Genomic DNA, 22,130 nt, shown 5'->3' with positions numbered 1-22,130 from the left:
CGTGGGCTCTCTCGTCGGTATCGTTGTTGTCGTTATCGGAATTTTGGCGTCGGTTGCCCTCCACGAGGTGGGGCACATGCTCCCGGCAAAGAAGTTCGGCGTGTTGGTTCCGGACTATGCGGTGGGCTTTGGTCCGGCCCTGTGGAAGAAGAAGGTAGGGGAGACGACCTACGCGCTGCGCGCCATTCTGCTCGGTGGTTACGTGAAGATCGTTGGCATGTACGCCCCTGCACGTCCCGGCACGCGGCTCGTCGGACGCGGCGGGAAGCTGACGCTTGCTCAGGAGGCCCGCGAGGCCTCGGCTGAGGAGATCCCTGAAGGGCAGGAACACCGCGCGTTCTATCATCTGAGTGCGCCCAAGAAGGTCACCGTCATGCTCGGTGGCCCGATCATGAACCTGCTCATTTGCTTCGTGCTCTCCGCGATCGCGATGATGGGGATTGGTGCCCCGATGGCGTCGCGCACGATTGCCGAGGTGCCGGCGACGATCACGAGTGCGTCTGGCGAAGTGGCTTCTCCCGCGTACGAGGCCGGGGCTCGTCCCGGGGATACTGTCGTCGCGTGGAATGGGGCGCCCGTATCGACTTTCGCGGACCTGCAGCGCGCTGTTGGTGCGACTCCTGACGGCGAGTCTGCTGTCCTGACTGTCGAGCGCGACGGTGGGACCGTCGACCTGACGGTCACTCCCGTCACGGGGGCGCAGGGGGTCCACATTGTTGGCGTGACCGCCGGGTATGAGTACGTGTCCGCGTCGCTGTCCGACGTTGCCGCCGCTAACTGGCAGATGTTCACGGGCACGGCGTCGGTCGTCGTGCGCCTTCCGCAGGCTGTGTGGCAGGTGGGGCGCTCGATCGTCACGGACGAGAAGCGCGATGCGTCCGGTGTGGTGTCCGTCGTTGGCGTCGGTCGTATGGCCGGCGAGGTGACCGGCGACTCGCAGGCGCTGGGCCTGCAGGATACTCGCCAGGTTGTGGCGGTGCTGCTGAGCCTGCTGGCTTCGTTGAACATGGCGCTTTTCGTCTTCAACTTGATTCCGTTGCCGCCCCTGGATGGTGGGCATATTCTCGGCGCCCTGTACGAGGGGGCTCGCCGTACGTTCGCCCGTGTGCGTGGCGCGCAGGATCCAGGGCCAGCTGACACTGCCCGTCTGGTTCCGCTGACGTGGGCCGTGGGAGGCGTACTGGTCGTCATGAGTGTCATCTTGATTGTGGCGGATATCGTCAAGCCGGTGTCCCTCGGCTGATAAGCCTTGACAAAGGCGGGCGAGCGCCCCGCCGATGAAAGCGAGTCTGACCACGCGTGCGTGGTCCGTGTGGGAAGGATGCGCACAGTGCGCGATAATGAATCGGTGAGTGAAATCAATCTTGGAATGCCCGGCATTGCGGCGTCGCCGTTCCCGCGCAAGCAGACGCGTCGGATCATGGTGGGCGACGTGCCCGTGGGCGGGGGTGCTCCCATCTCCGTTCAGTCCATGACGACGACGAAGACACACGACATCGGGGCGACGCTCCAGCAGATCGCTGAGCTGACCGCGGCCGGTTGCGACATCGTGCGCGTTGCGTGCCCGACGGATAAGGACGCGGATGCGCTTCCGATTATTGCCAAGCAGTCGCGTATCCCGGTGATCGCCGACATCCACTTCAAGCCGAAGTACGTTTTTCAGGCGATCGAGGCGGGCTGCGGTGCGGTGCGCGTCAACCCTGGCAACATCCGGAAGTTCGACGATCAGGTCAAGGATATTTGCAAGGCTGCCTCCGATCACGGTGTGTCGCTGCGCATCGGCGTCAACGCCGGTTCTCTGGATCCGCGCCTGCTCAAGAAGTACGGCCGCGCGACGCCCGAGGCTCTGGTTGAGTCCGCGATCTGGGAGGCGTCCCTCTTTGAGGAGAATGACTTCCACGACTTCAAGATCTCGGTGAAGCACCATGACGTGCTCACGATGATCGAGGCCTATCGCATGCTGTCGGAGGCGGGGGATTGGCCGCTGCATCTGGGCGTCACCGAGGCTGGCCCGGCCTTCCAGGGCACTATCAAGTCTGTCTCTGCGTTCTCGATCCTGCTCGCTGAGGGTATTGGCGACACGATCCGCGTCTCCCTGTCCGCTCCTCCGGTTGAGGAAGTCAAGGTCGGCACGAAGATGCTGGAGTTCATGGGCCTGCGAGACAAGACTCTGGAGATCGTCTCGTGTCCGTCGTGCGGTCGCGCCCAGGTCGACGTGTGGACGCTCGCTGAGAACGTGACCGAGGGCCTGAAGGACCTGACTGTTCCGTTGCGTGTGGCCGTCATGGGCTGCGTTGTCAACGGGCCGGGCGAGGCCCGAGAGGCAGACCTCGGTGTTGCTTCCGGCAACGGTAAGGGACAGATTTTCATTCGAGGCGAGGTTGTTGAGACCGTGCCGGAGGATCAGATCGTCGAGACGCTGATCCGACGTGCGAATGCCCTTGCCGAGGAGCTCGGGCTCGAACCGGGTTCCGGTAGCGTCGAGGTTGCCCCCATCACTGCCCCGGAGGTTAAGCTGCCGGGCATTGACTTCTGAGCGTTCACAAGGAGTATCACATGCGTTTTCGTACTCTCGCGTGCCTGTCACTCGTTGCGGGTGCTTGCGCTGTGGCGGCTACGGGCTTTCCGCGGCGCATCGGCCTGACAGCGTCTCAGGCGGACGTGTCGCTGCCCGGTGACCTGGTTCTTCCCGGCGCGAACGTGATCGTTGATCGCGGCATCGCGATCGACGCGCCGGCGTCCACTGTCTGGGATGTGCTCGGTCATGTTTTCGAGCCTGAGGACGAGTCCACGATCATCGATATCGAGGACGAGGATCATATCCTGATGCGCGTTGCGCCGCCCGGAGCCCCGGAGGGAACCGAGGCCTCGGGCACGTGTGTGATCGCTCTGCTGCCCTTGTCTCCGTCGCGTACGCTGCTGCACATTCGTGAGCGTCATGTGGCGCAGGGACGTGAGCGCGCGCTCGCGTGGGCGGGAGTCACCGCAGAGTCCCTGTCGTCGCTGTCCATGCTGCGTGATTTGCGCGATGCGTGCGTTGGTGGGCTTGTTGATGCCTGATTAGTCTCGTTTCGACTCTTTCAGTTGGACAGATATCCCCGTTGATGTTGTAGTATCGCTAGGTACGCAACGCCAACGGGGATGTTGCTTTTGTCCGAAGGGGGACGCAATGGTCGCCAACTCCACTGCTCTGATCGCACTCGTGGGCCTCGCTATCGCTCTTGTCTGGGCGTGGGCTTGGTTCGGACTCGGCGCGAGCGCGCGCCGTGTCTCCGTGCGTCTGGAGCTTGGCGGTGGCAATGCGGCTGGCGAAATGGGGCGGGTCGTGTGGCCGCTGATGCCGATGCTGTCCGTCCTGTGGTTCCTCACTGCCGATCTGATGGCTCGCGAGGCTCGCGGACTCGACACTCTTGGTTCCCTCGGCCTCGTGATTGGTGTTCTTGCCCTGATGGCGGCGGTCGCTGTTCAGGCTCTCTACTTTGGTGGCCTGCCCGAGTGGGCATACCCGGGGTGGATGGCCCGCCGTTACTACGCGGCTCACCCGGCCGCCCGTGAGCGTGAACTTGGTGCGTGCGCCGCGATCTGAGCCGCTCCATGCCTCGATGAGCGGCTACATGGCTGTGCCGGTGGCCTTCGAGGCTTTGCGTGCCGTACTCTTGGAGCATGCTTCGAAATCTCTCGACTTTCTTCCTGCGAACCCTGCGTGAAGACCCGGCTGACGCCGAGGTCAATTCGCATAAGCTTCTGGTGCGTGCGGGCTATATCCGCCGCTGTGCCCCCGGCATTTACACGTGGCTGCCCCTCGGCCTGCGCACCCTGCGCAAGATTGAGGACATTGTCCGCGAAGAGATGGATGCGATGGGAGCGCAGGAGGTCCATTTCCCGGGCCTGATCCCTGCAGACCCTTACAAGGCAACGAACCGCTGGGAAGAGTACGGTCCGACGTTGTTCAAGCTCAACGACCGCAAGGGTGGCGACTACCTGCTGGCCCCCACGCACGAGGAAATGTTCACTCTTCTCGTGAAGGACATGTACTCCTCGTACAAGGATCTGCCCGCCACGCTGTACCAGATTCAGACGAAGTATCGCGACGAGGCTCGTCCGCGTGCGGGTCTGATTCGTGGGCGTGAGTTCGTGATGAAGGACGCCTACTCGTTCGACATTGACGACGAGGGGCTGAACGCTTCCTACCAGGCCGAGCGTGACACCTACGAGCGCATCTTCCAGCGCCTGGGCCTGCCGTACGTCATCGTTTCTGCAATGAGTGGTGCGATGGGCGGCTCGCGCTCCGAAGAGTTCCTGCACCCCTCACCGATCGGCGAGGACACCTTTGTGGCTTCCCCGGGCGGCTACGCCGCAAACGCGGAGGCCGTGACGACCCCCGTTCCTGACGTTCAGGACGCCTCCGGCGTTCCCGCTCCGGTTGAGGTGCCGACTCCCGACGCGCCGACGATCGAGGCGCTCGTGGACCTGCTCAACGAGCGCTACCCGCGCGAGGACCGTCCCTGGACTGCGGCAGACACGCTGAAGAACGTCGTCGTGACGCTGACGCACCCGGATGGCGAGCGCGAGCTCCTCGTCGTGGGCGTGCCCGGTGACCGCGACGTTGATATGAAGCGTCTCGAGGCTTCCGTTGCTCCCGCCGAGGTTGAGATGGCCTCTGACTCCGACTTTGAGCCGCACCCTGAGCTGGTGCGCGGCTACATCGGCCCCACGGTGCTTGGCCCCAACTCGCCCAAGCGCGTCGTGGACGAGGAGGGCAACGTCTCCGGTTCCGTGCGCTACCTGGTCGACCCGCGCGTCGTCGAAGGGACCGCCTGGGTGACCGGCGCGAACGCCGAGCAGCGTCACATCCTGAACCTGGTCATGGGCCGAGACTTCACGGCTGACGGCACGATCGAGGCCGCTGAGGTGCGCGAGGGCGACCTGGCTCCCGATGGTTCGGGTCCCCTCCACCTCGAGCGTGGTATCGAGATCGGCCATATCTTCCAGCTGGGACGCAAGTACGCCAAGGCCTTGGGCCTGACCGTGCTCGACGAGAACGGCAAGACTCAGGTCGTCACGATGGGTTCGTACGGCATTGGCGTCACTCGCGTGATGGCCGCTCTGGCCGAGGCCAACTGCGACGAGAAGGGCCTGAGCTGGCCTGCTCAGATCGCGCCCTTCGACGTGCACGTCCTGGCGACCGGCAAGGGTGACGAGGTCTTCGACACCGCGCAGTCTCTCGGCGAGCAGCTCGACGCTGCCGGTCTGGACGTCCTCGTCGACGATCGCCGTAAGGTGAGCGCTGGCGTGAAGTTCAAGGACTACGAGCTCGTGGGCGTGCCCTTCGGCCTGGTCGTTGGCCGCTCGCTGGCCGACGGCGAGGTGGAGATCCGCGTGCGCGCCACCGGCGAGACCATCGTCGTCCCCGTCGACGAAGCCGTCACTCGCCTGCGCGAGCTCCACGCCGCTGCCCTGAAGGGGGAGTGACATGGCTATTCGTCCCATCCGCATTATCGGCGACCCGGTCCTGCGTACCGTGTGTGACCCGATCACGGAAATCACCCCGAATGTGAAGGCCCTCGTTGAGGATCTTCTCGAGGGCGTCGACATGGACGGTCGCGCCGGTCTGGCCGCCAACCAGATTGGCGTCAGCCTGCGTGCGTTCTCCTGGAATATCGACGGCGAGATCGGCTACGTGCTCAATCCTCGTATCGTGGCGTTGAGCGAGGACGAGTACCAGGACGGCGATGAGGGCTGCCTGTCGGTTCCCGAGCTCTGGTACCCGACCGAGCGCGCCTGGTACGCGCGCTGCGAGGGCACTGACCTGGACGGCAAGAAGGTTGTCGTCGAGGGTGAGGAGCTGATGGCTCGCTGCATTCAGCACGAGTGTGACCACCTCGACGGCCACATTTACATTGATCGCCTGGATCGCGCGACCCGCAAGAAGGCGCTGCGAGACATTCGCAACGCCGGTTTCTAAGCATCGAGCGTTGTTGTGGCGTGGACGCGCCGGGGAATGGAGTGCATTCCCCGGCGCGTTCGACTATCCTGTAACTACATCGTGTGCGTCGTTAAGGCGCAGATCATTGCGACTCTCGGCAGTTTAGGGCGTAGGGGAAGACGATCCTGACAAAGCCAACAGGAGGAACAATGAGAGGGTCATACACCCGCGGTGTACTTTTCGTGCACTCAACACCGCCCGCTCTGTGCCCGCACATCGAGTGGGCACTGGGCACCGCGCTCGGCCAGGAGGTCCACCTCCAGTGGTCGGATCAAGAGGCGGCGCCGGGCATGGTTCGCTGCGAGTTCTCGTGGGTCGGACCGGTTGGCTCGGGCGCCCGCTTGGCGTCCGCTCTGCGCGGTTGGGAGCACCTGCGCTACGAGGTGACGGAGGAGGCTACCGCCTCGAGCGACGGCGGACGCTGGTGTCACACGCCTTCCCTGGGTATTTTCCACTCGCAGATGGACACGGTCGGCAACGTCGTCGTGCCCGAGGATCGTATTCGCTCGGCCCTGGAGTCTGCGACCACGTACGAGGAGCTCCGCGAGGGCCTCGATCTAGCCCTCGGCCAGGCGTGGGATGACGAGCTTGAGTCCTTCCGCCATGCGGGTGCCGGCGCCCCTGTGCGCTGGCTGAACAACCGGGTCGGCTGATGGGTTCAATCGCCGATCTGCTCGGTGACCAGCTGCGCGCAGGCTTAGCGCAGCTGGTCGATCCCGATGCGTCTGACGACGCGCCCGGCGCGGCCCCGGCCTTGTCCGAGAGCAGGGTTGACACCGCGCAGGACCGCGCCCGCGAGGCTGCGATGGAGGCGGTGCTCGACGAGGTGGAGCTTGACCCCGCCGACGCTCGCGGGGAGCTCACGTTGCGTGGCGACCTCGACATGGACGACGTCTCCCTCTACGCCGTCGTCGCGCGCGTCGAGCGCGAGGCCAAGGTGACGCTCACGGACGCTGCGGTCGAGGAATGGGTGACGCTGGCCGACCTGCTTGACGCGGTTACTGACGCCGTGTCCAATCACTAGCGAAAGAGCGTATTACGGGAGTCTCAACGACTTCTCCAACGTTTGTAAAGTGCCGGAATTTCGGGCCTGCAGGGCCTACCATGGAGGCGCATCGGTTGGAAAGAACCGGCCGGAGAACAGACGGAAGGAACAACGTTGACCCGCACCGAAGAAGATCTGCTTGGCACCCGCGAAGTACCCGACGACGCGTACTGGGGCATTCATACGTTGCGCGCCATCGAGAACTATCAGATCTCGGGTCGCACGATCAATGAGGCGCCCGAGCTGATCCGCGCTTTCGCCCAGGTGAAGAAGGCGTGCGCGATGGCGAACATGCAGCTCAAGGCGATGAAGCCGTCAAAGGCCGAGGCGATCATCGCCGCGTGCGACGAGATCATCGAAAACGGCCGCTGCATGGACCAGTTCCCCGTCGACCAGTTCCAGGGCGGTGCTGGCACCTCCGTCAACATGAACGCGAATGAGGTCATCGCGAACCTGGCCCTGGAGATCCTCGGTGAGGACAAGGGCCGCTACGACATCATCAACCCCAATGACCACGTCAACCGCTCGCAGTCGACGAACGATGCTTACCCGACGGCTTTCCGTATTGCGCTGTGGCGTAAGGTGAATCGCCTGCGCAAGGCCATCGATGAGCTGGCCGATGCTTTCGATGAGAAGGGCGCCGAGTTCCGCCACATCCTGACGATGGGGCGCACGCAGCTGCAGGACGCTGTCCCGATGTCGCTGGGCAGCGAGTTCTCGGCCTTCGCGCACACGCTCCGCGAGGAGGATGAGCGCCTCGTGAACAACGCCGAGCTGCTCCTCGAGACGAACCTGGGCGCGACCGCTATCGGTACCGGTCTGAACACGCCCGATGGCTACCAGCAGGTCGTCGTGCGCCACCTGCGTCGCATCACGGGTGCGCGCGTTGTCGGCTCTCCCGATCTCCTCGAAGCCACCTCTGATACCGGCGCCTATGTCTCCATGCACGCGACCATCAAGCGCAGCGCCGTCAAGCTGTCGAAGGTCTGCAACGATCTGCGTCTGCTGGCTTCCGGCCCTCGCGCTGGCCTCAACGAGATCAACCTTCCGAAGATGGCCGCGGGCTCGTCGATCATGCCCGCCAAGGTCAACCCGGTTATCCCCGAGGTCGTCAACCAGGTCTGCTTCAAGGTGATCGGCAACGATCAGACCGTGACCATGGCGGCCGAGGCTGGCCAGCTCCAGCTCAACGTCATGGAGCCCGTCATCGCCCAGGCGCTCATCGAGTCGATCAACCTGCTCGTGAATGCGTGCGACACGCTGCGTGAGCGCTGCGTCACCGGCATCACGGCGAACCCCGACGTGTGCCGCCACTACGTCGAGAACTCCATCGGTATCGTCACCTACTTCAATGACGTGATCGGTCACCACCTGGGCGACGTCGTCGGTAAGCGTGCCGCTGCCGAGGGTAAGACCGTCCGCGAGGTCATCCACGAGATGGAGCTCCTCTCGGAGGAAGAGGTCGAGCGCATTCTCTCGCCCGAAAACCTCGCGCACCCGAAGTACGCGGGTACTGACGAGAGCTGAGTAGCCTCTACGTACAGACGAGGCCGGGGATCCTGCGTGGGTCCCCGGCCTTTGTTGTTGGTACGTGACGGCGCTAGGGGAGGAGTGATTCCTTAAACGAACGCACGAAGGTACCGAAACGCTCCACACGGTCCGAGAAGTAGCGGTAGATGCGCCTGCGCGCGTCTCCGACGTATTCGACGGTCTGCAGATCCTCGTAGCGGAAACGACCCTGCTCGTCGATGAGTGAGGGGGCCACCAGGCGCTGGGTAATCTCGCAGCGGAAGTGCGTGTAGGTCCCGTCCTCCGTGGCCTCAAGGACGCGGCAAACGAGGCTCATCTGGGAGTCGTCGAGGACGGGGACGCCGTCATAGTCGCTCGATGCGACGTGGGCATCGCCAAGCTTATTCCCACCAGAGACGGTACCCGCATACTCGAAGAGGCCCATGGCCTCGGGCCCGAAGAGGTTCAGTGAGCACACGCCTGAGCGCTTGATCGAGCGTGCCGCGTGTGTCGTCGAATCGCAGCCGATCATGACCATCTGTCCCAGTGAGTACGAGGAAGACCCCGTCGTGATTCCGACGCCGACAGCGTCGTCGGGGTAGGCCAGGATGTAGACGGGAAAGCCGTAGTAGAACTTTTCGGTCTCGTAAGGAACGTGCATGCATCCATTGTGCGCCGCGGGCTTCAGGAGGGCAGGAGGTATCCCACCTGTCGGGGAATGAGAGGAGGCCGGGAACCCCGCGTGGGGATCCCCGGCCTCGTCTTCATGACCGCTGGGCGCCGCGATGGAGGAGCGCGGGCCTAGCGACGATCACTCCTCGCCAGCGTGATCATTGCCCTGGATCGCGTAGTTGAAGAGCTCGTACTTGTCGATCGCCTGCTGGACGATCGACGGGTCGACCTGGCCCTTCTCGGCGAGGGCGGCCAGCGTGCGCACGACCATCGACTCCGCGTCGATGTGGAACCAGCGGCGAGCAGCGCGGCGGGTGTCGGAGAAGCCGAAGCCATCCGCACCGAGCACGTGGTAGTCGCCCGGGACCCACTGACGGATCTGGTCAGGCAGCATGCGGTCAAAGTCGGAGGAGGCCACGAACGGACCCTCGCGACCCGCGAGCTTTGTCGACACGTAGGGGGTGCGGCGCGGTGCGGACGGGTGCAAGAAGTTGTGCTCCTCGGCATCCAGCCCGTCGCGGCGCAGCTCGTTCCACGAGGTCACGGACCACACGGCGGCGTCCACGCCCCAGTCGCGAGCCAGCAGCTCGCGAGCCTCGCGCGCCCATGGCACGCCGACACCAGAGGCGAGCAGCTGAGCCTTGGGGCCACCGAAGTTCTGGTGCTCATCGACGTTGTAGATGCCCTTGATGATGCCCTCGACGTCCACGTTCTCCGGCTCGGCGGGCTGACGGATCGGCTCGTTGTACACGGTGATGTAGTACATGACGTTCGGATCGCGGCCATCCGCGTCGCCGTACATGCGCTGCAGGCCATCCGCCATGATGTAGCGGATTTCGTACGCGTACGCCGGGTCGTAAGACACGAACGCGTGGTTCGTCGCCGCCAGGACCTGCGAGTGGCCGTCCATGTGCTGCAGACCCTCGCCCGCAAGCGTCGTACGGCCCGCGGTGGCGCCGATAACAAAGCCCTTCGTCATCTGGTCACCCGCCGCCCAGAACTGGTCGCCCGTACGCTGGAAGCCGAACATCGAGTAGAAGATGTAGATCGGCACCATCGGCAGGTCGTGCGTAGCGTATGCCGTGCCGACGACCTGGAAGGCGGCGGCCGAGCCGGCCTCGGTGATGCCCGTGTGCATGATCTGGCCGCGCTCGGACTCGCGGTAGGACAGCATCATGTCCGCATCCACGGGCGTGTACGACTGGCCGGTCGTGTTGAAGATCTTCGCCGACGGGAAGATCGCGTCCAGACCGAAGGTGCGAGCCTCGTCGGGGATGATCGGCACGAAGTACTTGCCGACCTGCTTGTCCTTGATGAGGTCCTTGAACAGGCGCACGAGGGCCATGGTCGTGGCGACCTCAAGCTTGCCGGAGCCCTTCGAGAGCGCCTCGAAGGGGCGGGTGGGCAGCTCGGGGAGCTTGGGCTGGCGGTCGGCGCGGCGCTCGGGCACCCAACCGCCGAGGATCTCGCGGCGCTCCTTCATGTACTGCAGGGCCGGGTGATCGGCCGGCGGCATGTAGTACGGCGGCATGTAGGGATCGCGCTCGAGTTCCTCGTCCGTGATCGGGATCTGGAGGCGATCGCGCAGCTGCTTGGCGTCCTCGAGGGTCAGCTTCTTCATCTGGTGCGTCGAGTTACGGCCGGCGAAGTGCGAGCCGAGGGCGTAGCCCTTAATCGTGTGCGCGAGGACGACGGTCGGCTGGCCGGTGTGGTCCATGGCTGCCTTGTAGGCTGCGTAGACCTTGCGGTAGTCGTGGCCACCGCGCTTGAGCTCCCAGAGCTGCTCGTCCGTCCAGTTCTTGACCATTTCCTTGGTGCGCGGGTCGCGGCCAAAGAAGTGTTCACGCACGTAGGCCCCGTCGTTCGCGCGGAAGGTCTGGTAGTCGCCGTCCAGGGTCTCGTTCATGACGTGGACGAGGGCGTCGTCCTTGTCGGCGGCGAGCAGCTGGTCCCAGCCGCGGCCCCAGATCACCTTGATGACGTTCCAGCCCGCGCCCTTGAAGAAGGCCTCAAGCTCCTGGATAATCTTGCCGTTACCACGCACCGGGCCGTCGAGACGCTGCAGGTTGCAGTTGATGACGAAGGTCAGGTTGTCCAGGCGCTGCTGGGCGGCGAGCTGGAGCATGCCGCGGGATTCGGGTTCGTCCATCTCACCGTCGCCGATGAAGGCCCACGTGTGCTGCTGCGAGGTGTCCTTGATGCCGTTCATGAAGAGGTAGCGGTCGAACCAGGCCTGGTAGATGGCCTCGGCGGGACCCAGGCCGAGCGAGACCGTGGGAAACTCCCAGAAGCGCTCGAGCTGGCGCGGGTGCGGGTACGAGGGCAGGCCGTGCTTGGTCGAGACCTGCTGACGGAAGCCGTCCATCTCCTCTTCGGAGAGGCGACCTTCGAGGAATGCGCGAGCGTAGGGGCCGGGGGAGGCGTGTCCCTGGAAGAACACGTGGTCGCCGCCGCCGGGGTGGTCCTTGCCGCGGAAGAAGTGGTTGAGGCCGACCTCGTAGAGGGTGGCAACCGATGCGTAGGACGAGATGTGTCCGCCGACCTTGACGCCGGGGCGCTGAGCGCGCGTCACCTGGACGGCGGCGTTCCAGCGGATCCAACGGCGGTATTCGCGCTCCATGGCTTCGTCGCCGGGGAAGTAAGGCTCCTGGTCAACGGGAATGGTGTTGACGTAGGGGGTCGTGTACTCCTGGGGGAGTTGAACGCCGTTGCGGCGCGCCTCGTCCAGCATGTGCAGCAGGATGTAGCGTGCACGGGGGCCGCCCTTTTCGTTGATGAGCCCGGACAGGGACTCAACCCATTCGGCGGTCTCCTGGGGGTCGTTGTCGGGAACCTGAGGGATCAGGCCGTTGACGACGGGGTGGGACTCGTGGAGTTGGCTCACGGTGTACCTTCTCGCTTGACTCGGTGCTGCTCGCGCAGCGTGCGTGGGCGATGTCCTCGGGCGACATCGCGCATATCGGGACTATTGTCCCACTATTGGGGATCCTTTGCGAGTGTTTGCCTCGCGTATCGACTATGAGGTGCGTATCACCGGGGGTATCGATCGTCTGTGCCGCATAAATTCCCAGCTCAGGCGGGGGAGACGTTGTTACCGTGTTTTATGGTTGTCTATCCCTTGCATTCCAGTAGCTCCAATGCCCTAGGATGAAGGCGTGAACGTTGATATGACACTGAGCGCCAGCTCGTTGATGGGCGGTGCTGCGTGATGGCAGTGAGCCTGGGTTTTTCGTCCGATGCGATCGTGCAGGAGTTCTACGTCGATGACGACGTTGATCAGGCGGTGCGCGATGCTGTTGAAGGGGAGACGGGGCATCCGCTCGTGGACGTCGATTACGCAGACGTCGTGGATGGCGCGATCGTTTGGTGGCGCGCGGACGACGCCGAGGAAGAGGACCTCGCGGATGTGCTCGTGGATGCGATGTCGAACCTGGACGATGGTGGGCTGATTTGGGTGCTGATTCCTAAGCCGGGTCGGCCGAATTCTGTGCGGGTTGGTGACGTGGAGGAGGCCGCGGAGATCGCGGGCCTACATGCGACGACGTCGACGGCGCTGGGGCAGAACTGGGCGGGTGTGCGCCTGACCGCGCGTCCCCGGTCGCGCCGCTAGTTTCATCGACGAGGCCGGGGCGGGGCACCGCTCTTCTGTGCTGTGTCGCTCGGCTTCGGATGTGACCGTGCGTGCCTCTTCTGGTAGATTGGCGCGTGCGTGGGGCCTTTAGCTCAGTTGGCTAGAGCATCTGGTTTACACCCAGAAGGTCATCGGTTCGAGCCCGGTAGGGCCCACAAAAGGCAGGGGCCGGAAGCGACAGCTTCCGGCCCCTCAGCGTTTGCTTGGAGCAGTACGCGCGACGCGCGTCAGTCTTCCTGCGCGCGCTCCTCGACGACGTCCTCGCCCGCGACGAGCTTGCCGGACGCGCCAGCCCCCAGCTGCTCCATAGCGAGGCGGGCCACCATCTGCTGATTCGTCGTCGTGCGCTGCGAACGGGCGCCGGACAGGAAGCTGAAGAACCAGTTCACCAGGGTGCCCACCTGCGACTTGAAGCCGACGATGTAGAGCAGGTGCAGGAAACACCAGGCAACCCACGCGACGAAACCCGTGAGCTTCGTGTTCCCCATCTTCACGACCGCCTGGAAGCGCGCAATCGTCGCCATCGACCCCTTGTCGTGGTAGGAGAATTCCGTCGCCTTCGGCGTGCGGCCAGCCAGGCGCGCGGCGATCATGTCGGCCGCGAAGCGGGCGGACTGGATCGCGCCCTGTGCGACGCCGGGGACGCCCGGGAAGGCCATCATGTCGCCGAGTACGAAGATCTCGGGGTGCCCGGGCAAGGTCAGGTCCTTGTTGACGGTGACGCGCCCCGCCCGGTCCACCTCGGCGCCCGTGGCCTCGCCCAGCGCGCGGCCCAGCGGGCTAGCGGACACGCCCGCAGCCCACACCTTGCACACGGATTCGATCCGCTCCTCTTCCCCGGACTTGTACTTGAGGGTGACGCCCTCGGAGTCCACGCCGGTGACGAAGGCGTTCATCTTCATCTCGACGCCAAGCTTGGCGAGGGCCTCTTCGGTCTTGAGGCCGAGTTCCTCGCCGAACGGGGGGAGAGGATGCTCCGCGCCGTCCACCAGGATGACGCGCGCCTTGGTCGGGTCGATGTTGCGGAACTCGCCCTTGAGTGTGTGAGAGGCGAGCTCGCGGATCTGTCCAGCCATCTCGACGCCGGTTGGGCCCGCGCCCACGACGACGAAGGCCAGGAGCTTGTCGACCGCAGTCGGGTCGGTCTCAATCTCGGCCAGCTCAAACGCGCCGAAAATGCGCGCGCGCAGCTCGAGGGCGTCGTCGATGGTCTTCATGCCGGGGGCGAAGACCGCGAAGTGATCGTTGCCGAAGTAGGACTGGCCCGCGCCCGCCGCCACGATCAGCGTGTCGTATTCGGTCTGCTCGTACTTGTTGTGGTTGCGCCACTTGACGACGCGCGCCTCGACGTCGATTTCCTCGACGAGGGCCTGCAGGACGGTGACGTTCTTCTGGCCGCGCAGAATTTCGCGCGTGGTGGGGGCGATGTCGCCCTCGGAGAGGATGCCCGTGGCCACCTGGTACAGCAGCGGCTGGAAGAGGTGGTGCGAGGTGCGGGCCAAGATGGTGATGTCGGCGTCGGCGTTCTTGAGTCGACGAGCGGCGCTCAGGCCTGCGAAACCGGAACCGATGATGACAATGCGGTGGCGGGACATAAGACTCTCCTTCAATTAAGCAAGGCTAATCTTACATAATTATGGTGCGCGTGCATTGTGAGGTCAGGCGCACCTAAGCCGCCGTTCTTACGAGTCGAATAGGCGGGCCGCCGCGACCGGATCCGGCTTGCCCGTGGTCGTCGTCGGCAGCGAGTCCACGACCAGCACGCGACGAACCTTCTCCCAGGGTGCGAGGGCATCGGTGAGGGCCTCGGAGAGTGCTTCGATGCTCATCGACGAGGCCTGGGCGCGGCCCTCGGGAGAGGCGACGACAAGCGCCGCGACGATCTGCCCCCAGCGCTCATCCGGCAGCCCCACGACAAGCGCATCCGAGACCACGTCCAGCGAGCGTAGAGCCCGCTCGACCGTCGGGGGAGCGACGAGCTCTCCAGCCGTGTTGATCATGCGGTGGGCGCGTCCCACCATGTGCAGCCAGCCGTCCTCGTCTTTCGTTGCAAGATCGCCCGTATGCAGCCACTCCTCGCCGCTCACGACGCCGGGGCCTCGCACCCAGATTTCACCCAGCTCGCCGACCCCGGCTTCGCGCTCGTCGCTGGTCATGACGCGCAGGTCTACGTAGGGGAAGGGAACCCCGAGCGATCCGGCGGGCGCGCCAGAATCTGGGGTGGCGACAGTTCCCGCGCCGGAGGTCTCGGTCATGCCCCACACGTGGATGGGGGACAGGCCGGCTGTACGCATCGCGTCCGCGAGGTCCGCCGTCATCGCGTCGCCGCCGATGAGGGGACGCACCCACGGCGACAGGTCACCGCCGCCGCGCTCGTGCTCGTCGAGGATAGCGCGGACAATCGCGGGCACGGCAAACATCATGGTGATCCCGTAGCGCTCGATCGCGTCAATGACGCCGCGAGCATCGAAAGAACCTGGGAAGCCGAGCGTGACCAGCGTGCCGCCGTGCGTCCACACGTCCATCGAGGTTCCGTTAAATCCGCCGATGTGGCTGGCAGGCGCGCACACGCCAACCACCGATGACGTCGGCGCATAGTCGAAACCCTCCCGGAAGTTCGTCGATCCCCACCACATGACCTCGTGGGTGAGCTCGACAGGGCGTGGAGTGCCCGTGGACCCCGAGGTAAACAAGATGGCGGCGAGCTCGGTCCCGCAGCGTGCGGGAGCGTGCCCGATGGGGGTAGCGCGATCCGCCCACGCCGACAGATCCGCAAACGACGCGACCTGCGCGCCCGCGTCGGACAGCGCGCGAGCGTGAGTGCGGGAGGCCTCGTCAAGGAACACCCACGAGACGCCCACCTGCGCGCACATCGAAGCGAGCGCCGAGGAGGGCATGCGTGGCGACAGCGGAACCGTCACCGCACCCAGCCACGAGGCCGCCACATGGACAATGTAGTGCCACGGCGAGTTCGCGCCGATGACCGCGATGCGTGTCCCCTCGCCGATACCAGCCGAGTCGAAAGCGGCGGCGAGGCGAGCAACTGTTGCTGCTGCCTCGCCCACGCTCCACTCCTCGCCCGTCACGGCGTCGACCAAGGAGCGGCGGTCGGGGTGCCGACGCGCGGAGGCCAGGAGCGCCCGCGCGGGAGAATAATCCGGGGTCACGAGGCCGAGGCGGCCTTCGCGGCGGCCATCGCCGCGTGACGCTCCGAGCGCTCCTTGAGGCGCGCCAGGACCGAACCGGCCTCCTGCAGCGTCGACCCGGAGTTGGCGATGTGGCGCAGCTGCTCGGGGATCTCGAAGCCGCGGGCGCGCATGCCCTTGGCCCACAGCAGGCCCGCACGGTAGGAGGAGCGCACGAGGGGGCCGGCCATGACGCCCGCGAAGCCCAGCTCCTCGGCTTCCGCTGCCAGCTCGACGAACTCCTCGGGGTGGACCCAGCGGTCGATCGGGTGGTGCAGGGGAGAGGGACGCAGGTACTGCGTGAGGGTCAGCAGGTCGCAGCCCGACTCGTGCAGGTCGCGCATAGCCGCGCTGATCTCCTCGCGTGTCTCGCCCATGCCCAGAATCAGGTTCGACTTGGTGACCATGCCGCCGTCGTGGGCGCGCTTGATCATCGCGAGGGAGCGATCGTAGTTGAAGGCGGGGCGGATCTTCTTGAAGATGCGCGGCACCGTTTCCAGGTTGTGCGCGAAGACCTGCGGGCCGGCCTCGATCACCATGTCAATCGACTCGGCCTGTCCGCGGAAGTCATCGACGAGGAGTTCCACGCCCGTCCCCGGGTTGAGCTCGTGGATGAGACGGCACGTTTCGGCGTAGAGCCATGCAGCGCCGTCGGGCAGATCGTCGCGGGTGACGCCCGTGATCGTCACGTAGCGCAGGTCGAGGTCGCGCACGGACTCAGCAATACGGCGCGGCTCATCCTTGTCGTACTCGGTGGGGCGACCCGTCGCGATGTCGCAAAAGTCGCAGCGACGCGTGCACAGGGCACCGCCGAGGAGGAACGTCGCCTCGCGGTCCTGCCAGCATTCGTAGATGTTGGGGCAGCCGGCCTCTGCGCACACCGTGTGCAGCCCCTTGGCGTGTGACAGCGAACGCATGTCCTGGTAGTTCTCGCCGGCCTTGGCGGTCGTGCGAATCCACTCGGGCTTCTTTTCGATCGGAGTTTGCGAGTTACGCACCTCGATGCGCAGGAGCTTGCGTCCTTCGGGATCGGGCAGGGTACTCATAGCGTTGACCTCGTCGTATAGGAAACGGAAGTGGGAGTGGTCGCCAGGCACGGGGAGATGTGCTCCACCATGCGCGGGAGAAGTTCGGCGGCGGCGTCGGCCACCGTCGTGTGGACGCCCTCCCACGACAGGGAGGTCACGTCAGCGTCGGTGAGGCCGCACGGGATGATGCCTTCGAAAGCATGTGCAGGGTCGATGTCGACGTTGAGGGCGATGCCGTGCAGCGTCGCTCCACGCGCGACCTTCAAACCAATCGCGCAGATCTTGCGGTCGCGGCGTCCCTCTTCGGTGAGCCACACGCCCGCGCGTCCCTCGACGCGGTGCACCGGTAGGTCCCAGACCTCGCGCACGGTGTCGATGACCGAGGCCTCGACGGCGCGGATCCACTGGACGAGATCGACGGGCTCGCGCAGCCGAACAACGGGGTAGACGACGACCTGTCCGGGGCCGTGCCATGTGGCCGATCCCGCGCGGTCCGTGCGGATGATGGGGATCGTCGTCGAGGGAATATCCTGCGGCTTCGTGTGACGACCGGCCGTCCACGTCGGGGTGAATTGAGAAACGATGAGCGTGTCCTCGCCGCCGGCGAGGACTTCCTCGTGCAGGGAGCGCTGAAGCGCATCAACCTGCGTGTAATCGACCAGCCCCTGGTCGAGGAGATTCAAAATCTGCACGTTGTGATCATAGTCGCGGGCAGGGTCCCTTGCTAGATGGGGGTCCGGTATGCTTGGCGCATGCAGTCTTCGTCTCATTTCAGCACCCCCTATATCCCGGTCGGTGCACCCGCCACCACCTGGACCGTCCGCGACGTCATGGCCCTCATGGAATCCTGGTATCCGGCGGCGACGGCCCAGTCGTGGGATAGCGTCGGGCTCATCGTCGGAGACCCGGACGCGCCCGTGCGTTCGATCCTCCTGGCCCTCGATCCCACCGCTGCCATCGCCGACCAGGCCGTGGCTGGTCCAAGCGGCGATGGGAACTCCTACGACATGGTGATCACCCACCACCCGTTGCTCCTGCGCGGCGCCTCCTTCCTGCCTGTGACCGACCCGAAGGGCGCTGTCGTCACGGCTCTCATTCGCTCTGGTATCGCCCTGTTCAATGCGCATACCAACGCTGACGTGGCCTGTGACGGTGTCGCGACGGCGCTCGCCGATCTCATCGGTCTGCGCGATACCGTCCCGTTGGAGCCACGTGGCACTGACGCCGAGGGACGCGAGATCGGCCTGGGACGCGTCGGCAGCGTTGCGGAGATGACGCTTGGCGCCTTCGCCGACCATGTCGCATCCGTGCTGCCCGCAGGTCCCTCCGGCCTGTTCGTCGGTGGAGACGAGGCGGCTCCGGTGCGTCGCGTGGCCGTGCTGGGCGGTGCAGGCGATAGCGCGCTTGAGAGCGCCCGGGCTGCTGGAGTAGACGTCTACCTCACGGCGGATCTTCGTCACCACCCGGCATCAGAGCACTTGGAGGGCGGTGCCCCCGCGTTGCTGTGCGGATCGCACTGGGCGACGGAGTCACCGTGGCTGCCCGTCCTCGCACGCAAGCTTCGCGAGGCCGCCAGCGCCGCCGATGTGGAACTTCGCGTGGAAGTCTCTACGATTGTCACCGAGCCATGGACCAGTCACCGAGTCACCCAGGGAGAACTAGCGTGAAAGCATCGCACACCGACCAGCTCGAGCTCCTCGAGCTCCAGAAGCTCGACCAGAAGGAGTCGGCGCTGCGCCACAAGCGCGATTCTCACCCCGCGCACGCGACGGTTCGCGAGTTCGCCGGTCGCGTCGCCGACCTGCAGCGGGCCGCCATCAGCCAGAACGCGGTCATCGCGGACACCACCCGCGAGGTGACGCGCATCGAAGAGGAGATCGCGAAAGTCTCTGAGCGCCGCAAGCGCCAGCAGGCACGTATCGACAACAACCAGGTGCCCCTGCGCGATATCTCGCTGATGGAGCATGAGATCGCTCAAATGGATCGTCGCCTCGCCAAACTCGAGGATGATCAGGTGGAGGCCGAGGAACGTGTCGAGGCTGCTCGGGCCGTACAGGACAAGATGAAGGCCGAGGCTCAGGCCATTGCCGCCGACATCGAGGCGCTGAAGGCTCAGTTCGAGGCTGATGTCGCCGATGCAGACGACGAACTGCGCCGCGTCATCGCCGCCCGACGCGAGCTTGCCGACCGCCTGCCCGCGGACCTCGTCGAGGAGTACGAGGATGCGCGCCGACGTAACGGTGCTCTCGCGGTTATCGAGGTACGAGACGGCTACGGCATTGGCGTCGCCGCTGACCTGAGCCCGATGGAACTCGAGCGTATCCGCCTGACGCCCGCTGACGAGCTCTACCTGACCGAAGACACCTCTCAGATCGTCGTACGGACCGCTGCGAACACGCCGCGCTGATGCCTAGGCGCGAACCGCGTAGGCGTCCGCCAGATAAAAGCCCTGCCTGCTCTTCGTGACCGTCACCCGGACCTGGGTGGCGGTCACGGGCGTCTCCAGGGTGATGATGCGTCGGTAGCCCACGCAGTGCACGCGAGCGATCTCTCGGTTTTCCTCGCCATTCATTGACGAGGTCACCACGGCCTCGTCGATGCGCTGCCCCTGGGCGATGTCCTCCTCAAGGACGATGGCGCCAACGCTACGCGGTGCGTCGAAGCGCAGCGTGACGTCGTTGTTGTCGTCCTCGCGGGAGGCGTCGATGCGGCGCGAGCGGAAGTCGGCGATCTTGTCACCGAGGCGCGCGAGAACCTCGACGTCGGCATCGGCGAGGAGGCCGTGGCGGTTCGGGGGAACATTCAACAAGAATGTTGCGTTGCCGCCGACCGAGCCCTTCCAGATCGAGAACAGTTCGTCGACGCTGCGCACCTGGGAGTCTTCGGCGTCGTGGTGGAACCATCCCTTGCGCGTCGAGGTGTTGACCTCGGCGGGGTACCAGGCGAGGGGGCCGCAGTAGTCAGCCAAGGCCTCGCGCGAGCCGAGGTCCTCATCGCCGGAGGCCACCTGACGGGAGAACTCGCCGTCGTCGGCCTTCTGTGATTTCTCTGCGGTGCGTTCTGCCTCGCGCAGTGAAGCGGGGACCACCGACCATTCGTTGGCTCGTACCGATCCTGCCTCGTTGCCGCACCAGCGCACGTCCGGGCCGCACACGGAGATCACGGCCTCGGGCGCCAGGGCGCGGACCGTATCGTAGATGCGTTGCCAGTCGTAGACCTGGACCTTGCCGTTGGGACCTTCGCCGCACGCGCCGTCCAGCCAAACGGAAAATACCGGGCCGTAGTGGGTGAGCAGCTCGATGAGCTGGTTGATGTAGAAGTCGTTGTACGCCTCGCCCTGGCCGTACGTCGGCTCGGTCATGTCCCAGGGGGAGAGGTAGATGCCGAACTTGAGGCCGTGGCGCGCAGCCGCGTCCGACACCTCGCGCACGAGGTCCCCGCGCCCGCCCTTCCACGGCGAGGATGCGACCGAGTGCTTCGTGTAGGCCGAGGGCCACAGGCAGAAGCCGTCATGGTGCTTGCACGTCAGAATCACGCCGGTCATCCCGGCGCTCACGAGGGCGCGCATCCACTGATCGACGTCGACGTTTTCCGGGTTGAACAGGGCTGGATCCTCATGGCCCTCGCCCCATTCGCGGTCCGTCATCGTGTTCATGCCGAAGTGGATGAAGGCGTACATCTCCATCTTCTGCCACTGGAGCTGACGGTGGGTGGGCCGAATATTGGCCAGGTAGTCCTCGTTGATCATGCCTATGGTTTCCGCTTGATGGCCGACTTATCGGCCGGTCCTGCACCCTGCAGGTTCCGGAAAAAGAATAGCCTACCGCTCAGTGCGTGACCAACGTTACTGTGCGTGTCGATCCGCCCTTCTTGGTCGACTTTTCGGGGCCGTACTCAACGTCCGTCACGCGGTGTTCGTTCCCCTTCGCATCACTCAGTGACAGGGAGTATGCGGCCTCTTCAAGGGCCTTCTCGGCCTCCTTCGTTTCCTCGGCGCCGTAGCCACCCATCCCAAGGAGAAGGCCCGTGACCGCGCCGCGCCACCGCTTCGCGTCGTGCGAGATCACCGAGCGCTTGCCGTTTGCTTCGCGCTCAACGCGCAGTTCCCAGACACGTGCCCACGGGGCCTTACATGCTGCGCGATAGGGGCCACTTCGTCCGTCGATAATGATGCGCTGGGCGGCCTCGGGGGCCAGAGCCTCGTCAAGACGCGGCGCCCACCAGGTCGAGAGAACTCCCAGCTCGGGCAGCGACACGCCCATCGCGAGGCGGTGGTCGGGAATGACATCAGTGGGGGAGAGGACCCCGAAGAGACCCGAGAAAATCGAGATGTGGGACGCGTCGGCGCTTGCCCACGCGCCCGGCGTGCACTGCTCGATCGCCTCGTAGAGCACGCCGGTAAAGAGTGATGAGGCCGGGGCACAGGGAGCGGACGTGAGCGCGGTGTTAACGGACAGATCGATCCTGGCGCCGACCTTGAGGACGGCAGCCGCTTCGGGACCGTCCCCGAGAGCAGTGAGAGTCTCGCACACGGTGCGGCGGCTTGTTGCAAGGCTGGGGCGGGACAGCGCGTTGACATCGAGAGACGGGCCTTGCGCGGGCGCGTTCTTTCCCTCCGACGGGGGTAACCAGATCAGCATGGTGACCACCCTATCGCGGGGGCACGGCCATGCGCGCTATGATCGATGCGGATCTGTCGGCTGGGCGGCCGCGCGCGGAAACGCTCGAGGAACGTCCGGGCTCCACAGGGCAGGGTGATGGCTAACAGCCACCCGGGGTAACCCGCGGGACAGTGCCACAGAAAACAAACCACCGGCGCACACGCGTCGGTAAGGGTGAAAAGGTGAGGTAAGAGCTCACCAGCGGCGCGGGCGACCGCGTCGGCTAGGTAAACCCCACCCGGAGCAAGACCGAGCAGCAGGCAGGGCGGCCCGTCCGATGCCTGCGGGTAGGTTGCTGGAGGCCGTCGGTAACGACGGTCCTAGATAGATGGTCGCCACCGCGCGTTCGGCAACGGCGTGCGTGACAGAACCCGGCGTATAGGCCGACAGATGCCAGAAGGACCCCGACTCGC

Annotated in this window: 20 protein-coding genes, 1 tRNA gene and 1 other RNA gene; 14 read left to right on the top strand and 8 right to left on the bottom strand. The window is 65.1% G+C overall.

Translation table 11 applies throughout. From position 1 onward, the window contains the following. The first annotated feature begins 1 nt into the window (after position 1). The 9 genes from HMPREF1478_RS05315 (at position 2) to aspA (ending at position 8,558) form a co-directional block, all read left to right on the top strand. Positions 2-1,243: a M50 family metallopeptidase gene (locus HMPREF1478_RS05315; RefSeq protein WP_016461056.1), complete on the top strand. Its 1,242-nt coding sequence runs from the start codon at positions 2-4 to the stop codon at positions 1,241-1,243. A gap of 126 nt (positions 1,244-1,369) precedes the next feature. Further along, positions 1,370-2,536, top strand: a complete 1,167-nt coding sequence (gene ispG, locus HMPREF1478_RS05310) for a flavodoxin-dependent (E)-4-hydroxy-3-methylbut-2-enyl-diphosphate synthase (protein ID WP_034475418.1) — start codon at positions 1,370-1,372, stop codon at positions 2,534-2,536. A 20-nt stretch (positions 2,537-2,556) separates the two neighbouring features. Beyond that, positions 2,557-3,060: a hypothetical protein gene (locus HMPREF1478_RS05305; RefSeq protein WP_016461054.1), complete on the top strand. Its 504-nt coding sequence runs from the start codon at positions 2,557-2,559 to the stop codon at positions 3,058-3,060. A 109-nt stretch (positions 3,061-3,169) separates the two neighbouring features. Beyond that, positions 3,170-3,586, top strand: coding sequence for a hypothetical protein (locus HMPREF1478_RS05300; RefSeq protein WP_016461053.1), 417 nt, complete (start codon positions 3,170-3,172; stop codon positions 3,584-3,586). A gap of 77 nt (positions 3,587-3,663) precedes the next feature. Beyond that, the gene (locus HMPREF1478_RS05295; RefSeq protein ID WP_034475232.1) at positions 3,664-5,472 is read left to right on the top strand and encodes a proline--tRNA ligase; all 1,809 of its coding nucleotides are present in this window, start codon (positions 3,664-3,666) and stop codon (positions 5,470-5,472) included. A gap of 1 nt (position 5,473) precedes the next feature. Continuing rightward, positions 5,474-5,965 carry a peptide deformylase gene (gene def, locus HMPREF1478_RS05290; RefSeq protein WP_016461051.1) on the top strand — a complete coding sequence of 164 codons (492 nt, stop codon included), beginning with the start codon at positions 5,474-5,476 and terminating at the stop codon, positions 5,963-5,965. A gap of 170 nt (positions 5,966-6,135) precedes the next feature. Next, positions 6,136-6,639 (top strand): DUF3145 domain-containing protein, encoded by a 504-nt coding sequence (locus tag HMPREF1478_RS05285; RefSeq protein WP_016461050.1) that lies wholly within the window; start codon positions 6,136-6,138, stop codon positions 6,637-6,639. After that, entirely contained in the window at positions 6,639-7,010 is a 372-nt protein-coding gene (locus tag HMPREF1478_RS05280; RefSeq protein ID WP_016461049.1) for a phosphopantetheine-binding protein, read from the top strand. The genes HMPREF1478_RS05285 and HMPREF1478_RS05280 overlap by 1 nt, the downstream gene beginning before the upstream one ends. A 135-nt stretch (positions 7,011-7,145) precedes the next feature. Then, a complete protein-coding gene (gene aspA, locus HMPREF1478_RS05275; protein WP_016461048.1) occupies positions 7,146-8,558 on the top strand; it encodes an aspartate ammonia-lyase in 1,413 nt (470 codons plus the stop codon). A gap of 73 nt (positions 8,559-8,631) precedes the next feature. Here aspA and HMPREF1478_RS05270 read toward each other — a convergent pair whose 3' ends face one another. Together HMPREF1478_RS05270 and aceE are read right to left on the bottom strand one after the other, a co-directional pair. After that, positions 8,632-9,201, bottom strand: a complete 570-nt coding sequence (locus HMPREF1478_RS05270) for a flavin reductase (RefSeq protein WP_016461047.1) — start codon at positions 9,199-9,201, stop codon at positions 8,632-8,634. Positions 9,202-9,351: 150 nt separating this feature from the next. After that, positions 9,352-12,096 (bottom strand): pyruvate dehydrogenase (acetyl-transferring), homodimeric type, encoded by a 2,745-nt coding sequence (gene aceE / locus HMPREF1478_RS05265; protein ID WP_016461046.1) that lies wholly within the window; start codon positions 12,094-12,096, stop codon positions 9,352-9,354. A 324-nt stretch (positions 12,097-12,420) separates the two neighbouring features. Between aceE and HMPREF1478_RS05260 the strand changes: the two genes are divergently transcribed. Further along, the gene (locus tag HMPREF1478_RS05260) at positions 12,421-12,822 is read left to right on the top strand and encodes a DUF3052 domain-containing protein (RefSeq protein ID WP_016461045.1); all 402 of its coding nucleotides are present in this window, start codon (positions 12,421-12,423) and stop codon (positions 12,820-12,822) included. A 102-nt stretch (positions 12,823-12,924) separates the two neighbouring features. Beyond that, positions 12,925-12,998, top strand: a tRNA-Val gene (locus tag HMPREF1478_RS05255). A 72-nt stretch (positions 12,999-13,070) separates the two neighbouring features. On the opposite strand, the gene HMPREF1478_RS05250 is transcribed toward HMPREF1478_RS05255, so the two are convergent. From HMPREF1478_RS05250 to lipB, 4 genes are all read right to left on the bottom strand, one after another. Continuing rightward, on the bottom strand, positions 13,071-14,438 hold the full coding sequence (locus HMPREF1478_RS05250) for an NAD(P)/FAD-dependent oxidoreductase (RefSeq protein ID WP_016461044.1): 1,368 nt from the start codon (positions 14,436-14,438) through the stop codon (positions 13,071-13,073). 87 nt (positions 14,439-14,525) lie between these two features. After that, positions 14,526-16,010: a class I adenylate-forming enzyme family protein gene (locus HMPREF1478_RS05245; protein ID WP_016461043.1), complete on the bottom strand. Its 1,485-nt coding sequence runs from the start codon at positions 16,008-16,010 to the stop codon at positions 14,526-14,528. Continuing rightward, positions 16,007-17,074 (bottom strand): lipoyl synthase, encoded by a 1,068-nt coding sequence (lipA, locus tag HMPREF1478_RS05240; protein ID WP_051113419.1) that lies wholly within the window; start codon positions 17,072-17,074, stop codon positions 16,007-16,009. The genes HMPREF1478_RS05245 and lipA overlap by 4 nt, the downstream gene beginning before the upstream one ends. Further along, positions 17,071-17,748, bottom strand: coding sequence for a lipoyl(octanoyl) transferase LipB (lipB, locus tag HMPREF1478_RS05235; protein ID WP_016461041.1), 678 nt, complete (start codon positions 17,746-17,748; stop codon positions 17,071-17,073). The genes lipA and lipB overlap by 4 nt, the downstream gene beginning before the upstream one ends. Positions 17,749-17,808: 60 nt before the next feature. Here lipB and HMPREF1478_RS05230 point away from each other — a divergent pair, with 60 nt between their 5' ends. Together HMPREF1478_RS05230 and HMPREF1478_RS05225 are read left to right on the top strand one after the other, a co-directional pair. Then, positions 17,809-18,723: a Nif3-like dinuclear metal center hexameric protein gene (locus HMPREF1478_RS05230; RefSeq protein ID WP_016461040.1), complete on the top strand. Its 915-nt coding sequence runs from the start codon at positions 17,809-17,811 to the stop codon at positions 18,721-18,723. Beyond that, positions 18,720-19,463 carry a zinc ribbon domain-containing protein gene (locus HMPREF1478_RS05225; RefSeq protein ID WP_016461039.1) on the top strand — a complete coding sequence of 248 codons (744 nt, stop codon included), beginning with the start codon at positions 18,720-18,722 and terminating at the stop codon, positions 19,461-19,463. Before HMPREF1478_RS05230 ends, HMPREF1478_RS05225 begins: the two co-directional genes overlap by 4 nt. Before the next feature lie 3 nt (positions 19,464-19,466). Here the strand turns inward: HMPREF1478_RS05225 and HMPREF1478_RS05220 are convergent, their stop codons facing one another. Both HMPREF1478_RS05220 and HMPREF1478_RS05215 read right to left on the bottom strand, forming a co-directional pair. Beyond that, a complete protein-coding gene (locus HMPREF1478_RS05220; RefSeq protein ID WP_016461038.1) occupies positions 19,467-20,804 on the bottom strand; it encodes an alpha-L-fucosidase in 1,338 nt (445 codons plus the stop codon). 79 nt (positions 20,805-20,883) lie between these two features. After that, complete coding sequence (locus HMPREF1478_RS05215; RefSeq protein ID WP_016461037.1) at positions 20,884-21,696, bottom strand: YaaA family protein; 813 nt, start codon at positions 21,694-21,696, stop codon at positions 20,884-20,886. Between the two features lie 52 nt (positions 21,697-21,748). Here HMPREF1478_RS05215 and rnpB point away from each other — a divergent pair. Continuing rightward, an RNA gene (rnpB, locus tag HMPREF1478_RS10120) (RNase P RNA component class A) lies at positions 21,749-22,112 on the top strand. The last annotated feature ends 18 nt before the right edge of the window (positions 22,113-22,130 follow it).

Source organism: Actinomyces sp. HPA0247, from assembly GCA_000411415.1.
Classification (GTDB): Bacteria; Actinomycetota; Actinomycetes; order Actinomycetales; family Actinomycetaceae; genus Pauljensenia.
Note: the sequence above shows the minus strand (reverse complement) of the source record. Positions and strands in the feature narration are given on the sequence as shown.